Genomic DNA, 9,489 nt, shown 5'->3' on the forward strand with positions numbered 1-9,489 from the left:
TCGTCTTAAAAGCCGAACGATTCCATACCGTCTCCGCTTGAGGCAAAGACCTGCAAGGCTTGAAAGCCATGCCGGGAAAACATCGAGGTCAGACCAGCATGCTCGCTGTTTTCCAGCGGCCGGGTGCAATAAGCGAAATGAGTAGCGGTCGTATTAGACAGTGACTTTTTCAGCAGCTGGAGGACGCGATTGGCAATCGCCGCACCCGAATCCACCAGATGCACTGGCCTGTCAAAACAGCCGGCAATCTCTTCCCCGAGCAGTGGGAAATGGGTGCAGCCCAGCACCAGAGTATCGGGCGTGTCAGTACCGTCCATCCAGGGAGCGATCTGCGCACGCACTTGCTCAACAGTGACCGGCAACCCTCGCATCTTTTGCTCGGCCAGTGCCACCAGCTCAGTGGAACCAATACTGAGCACCTGGGCGGCAGGGGCAAAGCGTCTGATAAGCTGCGCCGTATAATCACGCTTGACCGTCGCCGGGGTTGCCAGCAACCCGATAATGCCATTTTGAGTCAGTTGCGCCGCCGGCTTTATCGCCGGTACCACCCCCACGACCGGCACCTTTAGATGCTTGCGCAGCGCCTCAAGCGCTACCGTACTGGCCGAATTGCAGGCGATCACGATGAGATCTATGCGTTGATGTTGGCAAAAACGATCGAGTAAGGACAGCAACCGCTTGACCAGAAACTGGTCGTCCAACTCACCGTAAGGATAGAAGGCATTGTCAAACAGGTAATGGCAATCGACACCCCTGGTCGCATTCAGGATCTCCCGGTAGATCGACAAACCGCCGACGCCGGAATCGAAAATCAGAATCTGTTGTGCTGTCATCGCTTCCATCAACGAAATCTTATCGGGTTTTTATCGGCATACGCCGGAGGGTTGGCCGCAGCCATTGTACCTGTTATTGCATTTTATTGAGTCTATAACCAGCCCATAACGAGCGTTCTGCGGTCTCAAGCTTCGAAGTCGACCTTCGCTCAAATCATGAAAGCTGGTAGATTGTCCTGTACGCAATTTGATGACGATAAACCAACACTGGTCAGGATGACGGGTTTAGCCTCCCACGCTGCGAGTTCGACTGTATCGAAGAGGTCTATTGCATGCTTGTGTTAAACAGTTGTCCACATAGATTCTGGAAACCTTCATAACGCCAGGGAAGAGCCATGCCCTCAATCGAATTCTTTATTACATCCCTGATTGTTGTCCTGTTGCCCGGCACAGGCGTGATCTTCACGATGTCTGCCGGGCTGACTCAGGGCAAACGCGCCAGCCTGTTTGCTGCGGCCGGTTGTACCTTGGGAATCGTGCCACATCTACTAGCCAGTATTGCCGGTCTGGCCGCACTGTTACATGCCAGCAGTGTGGCATTTCAAATCCTGAAATTTGCCGGGGTAATCTACCTTGGCTATCTGGCCTGGAGCATGTGGCGCGATTCCGGCACGCTGGATCTGTCGGGCAAAGCCGTTCAGCGTAACGACTGGAAAATCGCACTGCGAGCTTTTTTGATCAATATTCTGAACCCCAAACTGTCGATCTTCTTTCTCGCTTTCCTGCCTCAATTTGTGCCACAAAACAGTGCATCCCCGGTCGCTGGTCTGTTAACGCACAGCGCCGTCTTTATGTTTTTGACTCTGGTGGTCTTTATCTTTTACGGCCTCTTTGCCAACGCCGTGCGTCATTACCTGTCCAACTCTCCCGTCATCGTGCGGTGGGTTCAGCGCAGTTTTTCGGGCGCCTTTGTCGCTATGGGCGCCAAACTGGCGCTAAGCGAGCGTTAACCAACACAGCCTATAACCCAATATCGTGACAACAGCACAAATATGAGTATTAATCGTAAATTGACGCAACGACTCCATACCAGCTCATGACCCCAGCGCTACAACAGGAATCAAGCCGGCTCGTTTCACTTCGCTTACCGCGGCACGCTTTAACACTCGAAAGGCGCCGTACATCATGACGGCCATGCCGCATAACCAGCTGAAGGAGAACAGCGGGTGCTGCATAAAGGTACCGACCTGATACAGGCTGGTTGCGGTGGCATAGGCCAGCACAGTGCTCCAGCCAATCACCACCCAGGCCCAGTGTTTGCCCGACTCCCGCACCAGAGCGCCCATTACAGCAACGCAGGGGGTGTAGAGCAGAATAAACACCAGATAACAAAACGCCGCCAGGGGAGTCACAAAGAGTTCGGCCATCTTGGACAGAGTCGCCTCACGCACGCCCTGCTCCTGCGCCGCTTCTTCGGCACTGGCATAGCTGTCGACACTGATCCCCAGCGGATCGGTCAGGCTGTCCAGCAAGCCACGGGCATTGTCGCCAATGCTGCTGAAGGCTTCACCGGTTGAGCCCCACAGAGTCGTGTCACCCTCCTCATCCGAAGTCACCCCGGCGACATCCGCGTAGAGGGAATCCAGAGTACCCACCACCGCTTCCTTGGCAAAAATACCGGTAATAATACCCACCGTCGCCGGCCAGTTGTCCTGCTCGATGCCCATTGGGGTAAACACCGGAGTGATTACTTTACTGACCGCACTGAGCACCGAGTTTTGCTTGTTCTCGTTACCGAAACTGCCATCGGTGCCCCAGGAATTTATAAAGGAGAGCGCCACCACCACCAGAATAATGGTTTTACCCGCATCCAGGCAGAAGCCTTTCAGGCGATGCCAGGTGTTGGTGGATACGTTACGCAATGTCGGTACATGGTACGCGGGCAGATCCATAATTGAAGATGACATCTGACTGGCCGGAAACGCCTTGCGGAACACCCAACCGGTCAATACCGCCATCACCACACCCAGCAAGTACAGCGCGAACACCACATTTTGACCGTTAGAGGTAAAGAGCGCGGCCGCAAACAGGGCATACACCGTTAACCGGGCACCGCAAGACATAAAGGGTGTCATGGCGATAGTGATCATGCGATCGTAAGGATTGTGCAACGAACGCGAGGCCATTACCGAGGGCACGTTACAACCAAAACCCACAATCAGCGGCACAAAGGCGCGGCCGGGCAAACCAATACTGCGCATCAGGCGGTCCACCACGAAAGCCGCCCGGGGCAGATAACCCGACCCTTCCAGAACCGACAAGCCGACATAGAGAAAGGCGATCACGGGAATAAAGGTTCCCACCAATTGAATTCCGCCCCCCAGACCATCGCTGATTAATACCATCAGCCATTCCGGAGCCGATACCTGGGTCAGGATCTCCCGGCTGCCATCAACCAGCCAGGCGCCCAGTAAAATATCGAAGAAGTCGATAAAGACCGCACCCACGTTAATAGCGAAGGTAAACAGCAGATACATCACAGCCAGAAACACCGGCACCCCGAACCACCGATTCAGAATCACCCCGTCCACTCGCTCGGTCAGGGTCTTGCGCTCCTGTTCGATAGTAACCGCCAGTGTCACCCAGGCTTGCACCTGCTGATGACGCGCCATCAACTCACTGGCAGCGTCCTCCACAACCGGCACCGTCGCCGTGGACAAAGCCTGTTTGACGGTCTCGATAGAGCTTTTTTTCGATGCCACGGCACCCATCACCGGCACACCCAGCGCCTTCGACAGCGCGACCAGATCGACCCGAATATGATGGGCCTCGGCGACATCGATCATGTTCACCACCACCAACATCGGAATACCCAGATCACGCAATTGATGGGTCAGTAACAGCTGGCGATTGAGGGTCGAGGCATCGACAATATTGAGGATCAGGTCGGGCTTGTCATTATCCAGAAACGAGCGCGCGATGGATTCGTCCAGCCCCAGCTGATCCTGCTCCAGAGAGTAGATGCCCGGCAGATCGACCACATCGTAGGTCTGGTTCTCGGTGCGACACTGGCCCACCTTACGATCAACCGTCACCCCCGGCCAGTTGCCCACCGTCTGGTGACGTCCGGTCAGTCCATTGAACAACGTGGTCTTGCCGCAGTTGGGATTACCAACCAGCGCGATGGTTTGCTTTGTCATTTATTCGCTGCCTTTTAATACCACTAATGCGGCTTCTGCTTTGCGAATGCTGAGCAGTGAATGACCGATCTTGACTTGCAGCGGGCACCCGAAGGGTGCCGTGCGCAACACCTGCACCGGTGTCTCGGGAACAATACCCAGAGCCAGGAACTGGCTGCTCTGCGCAGTTGATAAGGGATGGTAACTTTGTACAACGGCCGCTTGGCCAACGGGCAACTTATCCAGGGTCATTTTGGCTACTCTCAAACATCAATGGGTGCATGCTAAATGATAACCATTCCTACTTTAAGCCGAGATTAAGCTAAAGCTGATTTGGGTCAAGGTTGCAGTCAGGTTGTTTTTTAAAGACCTGAAATGGCATGAATTATGAGGGACAACCCAGTTGATATTTGTTAATAATCAACACCTTGAGAGTTTCCTATGGGTAGATGTTATGTCGGGACGCACCCCGACGGGTGCCTTAAGGGGGCGGACCGCCACCCCCTTAAGAATCCCGGCTCCTCCACGAAACCGGCCTTCGGCTTCACGCGCGAAGCGATCAGTTTTCGGGCGTCTCGACAGGGCATCCTGCCCAAACGAGACGGCTCGACATCCAAGTCTCGCCCCTGCGGGCCTATTCGAATTCTGAACGATACGCTTGTCGGTTTAGAGGGAGGAAAGTTGGGTGCTCGTCGGTGCTGTAACAAATAGATGTCAGGTCACAGGCTATTTCTTTTGGTTACGATGCATCCATCTCGTGAACTCGTTATTTCCGTGTACAGTGGAAGAACGTCGTCTGTACAAGGAAAACTGATCTCTAACTGATTGATTTTTAAGGGCTGCCAGATAGCATAGGGAGATCAGGAGTTAACCTAAAAGCGCATGGAAAGGACCTGTTTTCCGTGAAGTTAATTTTTTATGGGCTTTCAGCGTATTGATTTTATTGGTGTTTTTTCTAGATAAAGAAATTTTGAACCGAATGAACAACAATGGACCCCAAAAAAGGAAAGGGGACGTTCTTCCTTATAATTAGCTGTTAAGTATCAAGTGCTATGAAGAAAATTAGACCTGAAACTGAACTACTTTGGTTCGGGACGGTAGATGATGGAAAAAAGCTCGTGATCAATTCCACTATTGATAATCTATCGTGGGACTTAGTCACAATCTCTGCTGATGATAAAGATGAGTCCCTGTGGTTTGAAATTGAACTGGATGGAAAGATAGTTCAAATTCCGTTAGATCAGGTTAAAAAGGCAATAGAGTCCGCCCCAGGAGAGGTTCACTCAGAATCATGGTATGAAAACAATGTGTATCCTGATGGCAATACTTAACAAGGCGGTGTTGTCGCCTTCGGCTGGGACTGCCATTCCGCTGGCGCTCCATGCCAGCCCCAAACCGCGGCGTTATAAATTATGAGGTACGTACTGATACTCTTCGCTTGCCTCACAATTGCATCTTGTGAAAAGACTGAAAGAGAGAAACTTGAGCAAGAGATCCTTGAGGAAATGGGTTGGTTGTACTCAGCCGATCCAATAGAGGATGCATTGGAAGCTATAGATAATAAAGATTATAGGTTTATGGCAGTGTATGGTTATTCGTTGAGCATTCCCAGTGTTCCAAATAAATGCTTTTCTAGCTGGGAAGAAATTGAATCTAAGACCAAGCCAATTAAAGGGACCTCGGATGCTATTGAGAACTATGAGCACGCGAAGCTAAACCTAATAGCACGTGAATATGCTGAGCGTTACAATGTTCAATTGTTTTTCTATTTAAAGGATAGCGGAGTTTGGGGTTGTGATTTATAACAAGTGCATGTTGCATCAGACACTGCGTGGCTTGGACGGTTTTTCCGCTCGTCCCTCACTCCAAAACCGCCGCAAATGCAGGCGTTACTTTTAGTATGAGGAATTGTATGAACCGGCCCTTCTACGTGTATGTAGATGTAGATGAGACATTTGTTAGAAATTACGGTACAAAGCGAATTCCGATGCCACATGTAATAGAACATGTGAAAAGTCTAAAATCTCAAGGCGCTACATTGTATTGTTGGAGTTCTGGCGGTGCAGAGTATGCTAAGAATAGCGCGGAGGAATTTGGAATTTTGGATTGTTTTGAAGGCTTTCTCCCTAAACCGGAAGTAATGCTCGACGATATGAAAGTATCTACTTGGAGTAATCTAATCGAGTTACACCCAAATGAATGTCCCGACAAAACAATAGACGAATACAAAGAACTTATCATAAGCAAAAAGTAACAATGAGTTGTACCATCGCCCTATAAATCCAGCACTTCGTGCTGCCGGGCTAGGACTCCAAACCGCTGCGCGTTTTGTCGCCGGTAAACAAAAACGTTACATGTCATGAGTAAAAAGAGATTACTGGGCAAAATTGGTAAAGCTAAGAATGGGTACTTGAGTTACGACATTGAGAATGCAAAGTCGTCATTCTTTCCTGTTTTTTGCCAGCTACTTGAAACACAATTCGATGCTAAACCTGTTGGACCTCCAACTTCATATGTAAGCGAGATCTTAGGTGACGTAAAAATTGGTGAAGTTGTTTTAGGCTGGGGCTGGGATAATTGGTCGGGCGTATACTTAATGGCTCTTACTCCGGAGGGCGATAATATAGTGCAAGAAGTTGCTGGTGTTATTGATCCTAAGCTTAAGAAGGAACGTTTCGAGTGCCACGTTCACATGTAATCGGGTAGCCAAGGGTTTCTAACCCTCAGCCCCCACAACACCCTGCATGCGGGTCCGCACAGGGCGTTTCCCGAAAACGCTCAAAGTAAGCCGGCCGATTACCTCCTTCTTACTCCAATGACGGCTTCTGATTTTGCGCCAACGCCCCTAAGTCCGGTCGGATATGGAGCAGTTGAGCTGCACAGGCACCTCATTGATTTTCGAGTTCAGGCCTTCGCCTACAGGCGCCTACTTTTGGCACCCTGTCCCAACCATTACGATGGGCGTTTGGCTACTATGCCGTCTGCTGACTTCTGCTTAATCACCAACGAGGTTGCCCCCGAAAGCGCTATCGGCTGTCGTCTATTCGCTCTCTCGGTGTGACGAAATCCGAGAGCCAAGGCACTTCTATACCAGAGCCTGACTGGTTAATGACCGATCGCCTGTTAAGCAGATCTCCCCAGATAAGGACATGAACTTTCCCTGTACCCCAAGGGCACTTGGTCGCTTTGCTCGGGCGCACACTGCATCATTTACGGTGGCCGTTAGATCACATGGCTTCGTTGTCTTGTGCCAACTCGCCTTCAGCCTACGCCTCATATGATGTTCTTGTTCATCAGCTCGCAGTTTCCCTAGCGGCTTCCTTCAGACCAGACCTCACGGTCAAGCCCTTGCCATTCGCCAGTAGTTGTCGCCTAATAACAACACGGTTTTCGGCGGTGATCTTCCTACAGAGGACTTTCACCTCATTAGTTCATGCCCATGCTGGGCGTACACAGGATGTGTGTTGCCGCCTTCGGCTGGGACTGCCATTCCGCTGACGCTCCATGTCAGCCCCAAACCACGGCGTTAGGCTTCCAAGGAGAGAATTAAGTGAGTGAGACAGCAGGTACGATAATAAAGCTACTGGCAGCCCTTACTTCACCGAAGGCTTGTGTAAAGTACATTACTGTAGCCGTGACGCTATTGATTTCATGGAAATACCTTGAGCCAATTATCTCAGAAACCCAAATATCTAAAGAGCAGCTTTCAATAATCCTGCTTCTTTTAGGTGTAGGGTGCGGCTCCCTTGTTGGGCAAGTGATTTCTTGGTCTATTGAATATTTATGGAAGCTACATAAGTCAAAGAAAGAAGCGGATCTTAACCAAAAATTGGAATTAGAAAAGGCAGAGATTCAAAGAATAGAAGAAGAAGAAAAACAAAAACGACTTCTGAAAAAAATTCAAAGTTCATTTGAACATCTACATTTTGAGCAAAAAGCCACCTTAAGAAAATTAACTTTGAAAAATGAAACTCTTAATATGTCTGACTTAAGTAATTCTGCACTAGAGGAAAATGGATATGTTCAAAGGTTAGTGCATGTCAGAGTTTCGAATTACTTGACGCAGATTAACCCACTAATCAGTGATTTTGTTAAAAAGCAGTGGGCTGCAGAGAAAGAACTGAAGGTAAAAGAATTCTTACAATACAATGAACATGCAGAGAAATTACTTGAACTGCTAGAAGAAAAGAATCGGGGCAAGGAACTATCTGTAGAAAAAGAGGTATTGGCAAGTACTTCACGTTATTCCGGGTGTGTTCAAGGCGATGATGACGATAGAGAAGATAGTACGGGTTATTGGCTATGGTTTGAGGACTATCTTTTGGAAGAGTTCGAGAAGCAAACTGGGAAATCATATATTGATGAAGTCTTTATATCCTTACAAAGAATTACTGCCCATGAAGTCACAGCCTAACAAGCGACTGTGGTGTCAATTCACCTAAAGATTTCTAATAAGCCCATGCAGTATTGTCCCTTAGCGAGGCGTTAATCTCGCCAAGAATGGAGTTGCATTTGAGAAAGTGTTTTTTATTGCTAGCGCTTTTCTTTCCATCAGTTTGCTATGCAAATGGTGGGTTGCCCATCATCTGGATGTTAAATACTTACGCTTTCTTTATAGGAATTATATTTGTATTTTTTATTGAGAAAGCTTACTTGAAGCGCTTTGTTAACCGTGAACATTATCCTGCATTAAATAGCTCCATAATAAAGTTTAATATTTATTCAACTTTGTTTGGTGTCGTTGCTTTACCAATTTTTATGATGATTGTTCAGCTAGAGCCTATTTTTTACTTAGTTAGTGAAACTGCCAAGGAAACAATGAACTTAATATGGTGGCTTTCATTAAGTGTGGATTTGGTTCTGGCATACGTTGGAACCGTATTTATTGAGTATTATTTTCTAAAAAAGTTTAAATTTTGGTCTATCGAAGTATCGGCTAAAGATTTACTAAAACACTCTTTTATGTTTAATTTATTTAGTTATTCTTTTCTATGTATTCTTGTTTTTATTACTTATTTATATTTTAAGATTACATAGAATTCTAACACCTAGACGACCGGGCCTTGTAAAGAAACAAAAAGACCCTAAAACAGCACTTGCTCAGTGCTGTTATTTACTAGAAACACTTTTTTCACCGCTTTCGATATTTTCATGGTGGGCTTGCCTTTGGGGAGGCTGCACCAAAAACCTATAGAGAGTCTGCCTGTTCAATGTATTGCTGAGCAGGTGTTTTGATTTATCAAAACGCTACTGGAAATTTATCGGTTACCCTTGGGTCTGGCGCTTCAAAGGTCGGGCTTGCTTGTGCATTCAGTTATAGTTCACTCAGTCAAGGGGCAGCCAAAAGGATGACAGCGCACTGCGGGGGCTTAAGAGATTAGAGCCCTTATCCGGGCAAAATATTGCAGCTTGGCACAATACCCCACCTCCCTTTCAGAACGACAAGCAGGTGGTTAATGATTCGAATAGGCCCGTAGGGGTGAGACATGGACGTCGAGCCAACGCTGGAGGCAGGATGCCTCCTTGCGTTGCCAGAA

Annotated in this window: 10 protein-coding genes; 7 read left to right on the forward strand and 3 right to left on the reverse strand. The window is 48.4% G+C overall.

Annotation, left to right across the window (positions count from 1 at the left end; all coding sequences use genetic code 11):
• Positions 1-5: 5 nt before the first annotated feature.
• Positions 6-833, reverse strand: coding sequence for a glutamate racemase (gene murI / locus MIB40_RS15135; RefSeq protein ID WP_249695969.1), 828 nt, complete (start codon positions 831-833; stop codon positions 6-8).
• A gap of 335 nt (positions 834-1,168) precedes the next feature.
• On the opposite strand from murI, the gene MIB40_RS15140 reads away from it, so the two are divergent.
• On the forward strand, positions 1,169-1,783 hold the full coding sequence (locus tag MIB40_RS15140) for a LysE family translocator (RefSeq protein ID WP_249695971.1): 615 nt from the start codon (positions 1,169-1,171) through the stop codon (positions 1,781-1,783).
• Positions 1,784-1,867: 84 nt separating this feature from the next.
• Here MIB40_RS15140 and feoB read toward each other — a convergent pair whose 3' ends face one another.
• Together feoB and MIB40_RS15150 are read right to left on the reverse strand one after the other, a co-directional pair.
• A complete protein-coding gene (feoB, locus tag MIB40_RS15145; RefSeq protein ID WP_249695973.1) occupies positions 1,868-3,973 on the reverse strand; it encodes a ferrous iron transport protein B in 2,106 nt (701 codons plus the stop codon).
• Positions 3,974-4,204 (reverse strand): FeoA family protein, encoded by a 231-nt coding sequence (locus tag MIB40_RS15150; protein ID WP_249695974.1) that lies wholly within the window; start codon positions 4,202-4,204, stop codon positions 3,974-3,976.
• A gap of 800 nt (positions 4,205-5,004) precedes the next feature.
• Between MIB40_RS15150 and MIB40_RS15155 the strand changes: the two genes are divergently transcribed.
• From MIB40_RS15155 to MIB40_RS15180, 6 genes are all read left to right on the forward strand, one after another.
• On the forward strand, positions 5,005-5,283 hold the full coding sequence (locus MIB40_RS15155) for a hypothetical protein (protein ID WP_249695976.1): 279 nt from the start codon (positions 5,005-5,007) through the stop codon (positions 5,281-5,283).
• Between the two features lie 81 nt (positions 5,284-5,364).
• On the forward strand, positions 5,365-5,757 hold the full coding sequence (locus MIB40_RS15160; protein ID WP_249695978.1) for a hypothetical protein: 393 nt from the start codon (positions 5,365-5,367) through the stop codon (positions 5,755-5,757).
• A 107-nt stretch (positions 5,758-5,864) separates the two neighbouring features.
• Positions 5,865-6,206 (forward strand): HAD family hydrolase, encoded by a 342-nt coding sequence (locus tag MIB40_RS15165; RefSeq protein WP_249695981.1) that lies wholly within the window; start codon positions 5,865-5,867, stop codon positions 6,204-6,206.
• Positions 6,207-6,311: 105 nt separating this feature from the next.
• Positions 6,312-6,650: an immunoglobulin domain-containing family protein gene (locus tag MIB40_RS15170; protein WP_249695982.1), complete on the forward strand. Its 339-nt coding sequence runs from the start codon at positions 6,312-6,314 to the stop codon at positions 6,648-6,650.
• A gap of 852 nt (positions 6,651-7,502) precedes the next feature.
• Positions 7,503-8,366: a hypothetical protein gene (locus tag MIB40_RS15175; protein ID WP_249695984.1), complete on the forward strand. Its 864-nt coding sequence runs from the start codon at positions 7,503-7,505 to the stop codon at positions 8,364-8,366.
• Between the two features lie 98 nt (positions 8,367-8,464).
• The gene (locus tag MIB40_RS15180; RefSeq protein ID WP_249695985.1) at positions 8,465-8,989 is read left to right on the forward strand and encodes a hypothetical protein; all 525 of its coding nucleotides are present in this window, start codon (positions 8,465-8,467) and stop codon (positions 8,987-8,989) included.
• Positions 8,990-9,489: the final 500 nt, after the last annotated feature.

The sequence above is a fragment of the Aestuariirhabdus haliotis genome, from assembly GCF_023509475.1.
Taxonomy (GTDB): Bacteria; Pseudomonadota; Gammaproteobacteria; order Pseudomonadales; family Aestuariirhabdaceae; genus Aestuariirhabdus; species Aestuariirhabdus haliotis.

What these genes read in the sequence shown, in the direction of transcription:
- MIB40_RS15165 (WP_249695981.1), top strand. Translation starts at nt 5,865, where the DNA reads ATGAACCGGCCCTTCTACGTGTATGTAGATGTAGATGAGACATTTGTT.
- murI (WP_249695969.1), bottom strand. Translation starts at nt 833, where the DNA reads ATGACAGCACAACAGATTCTGATTTTCGATTCCGGCGTCGGCGGTTTG.
- MIB40_RS15150 (WP_249695974.1), bottom strand. Translation starts at nt 4,204, where the DNA reads ATGACCCTGGATAAGTTGCCCGTTGGCCAAGCGGCCGTTGTACAAAGT.
- MIB40_RS15155 (WP_249695976.1), top strand. Translation starts at nt 5,005, where the DNA reads ATGAAGAAAATTAGACCTGAAACTGAACTACTTTGGTTCGGGACGGTA.
- feoB (WP_249695973.1), bottom strand. Translation starts at nt 3,973, where the DNA reads ATGACAAAGCAAACCATCGCGCTGGTTGGTAATCCCAACTGCGGCAAG.
- MIB40_RS15140 (WP_249695971.1), top strand. Translation starts at nt 1,169, where the DNA reads ATGCCCTCAATCGAATTCTTTATTACATCCCTGATTGTTGTCCTGTTG.
- MIB40_RS15170 (WP_249695982.1), top strand. Translation starts at nt 6,312, where the DNA reads ATGAGTAAAAAGAGATTACTGGGCAAAATTGGTAAAGCTAAGAATGGG.
- MIB40_RS15160 (WP_249695978.1), top strand. Translation starts at nt 5,365, where the DNA reads ATGAGGTACGTACTGATACTCTTCGCTTGCCTCACAATTGCATCTTGT.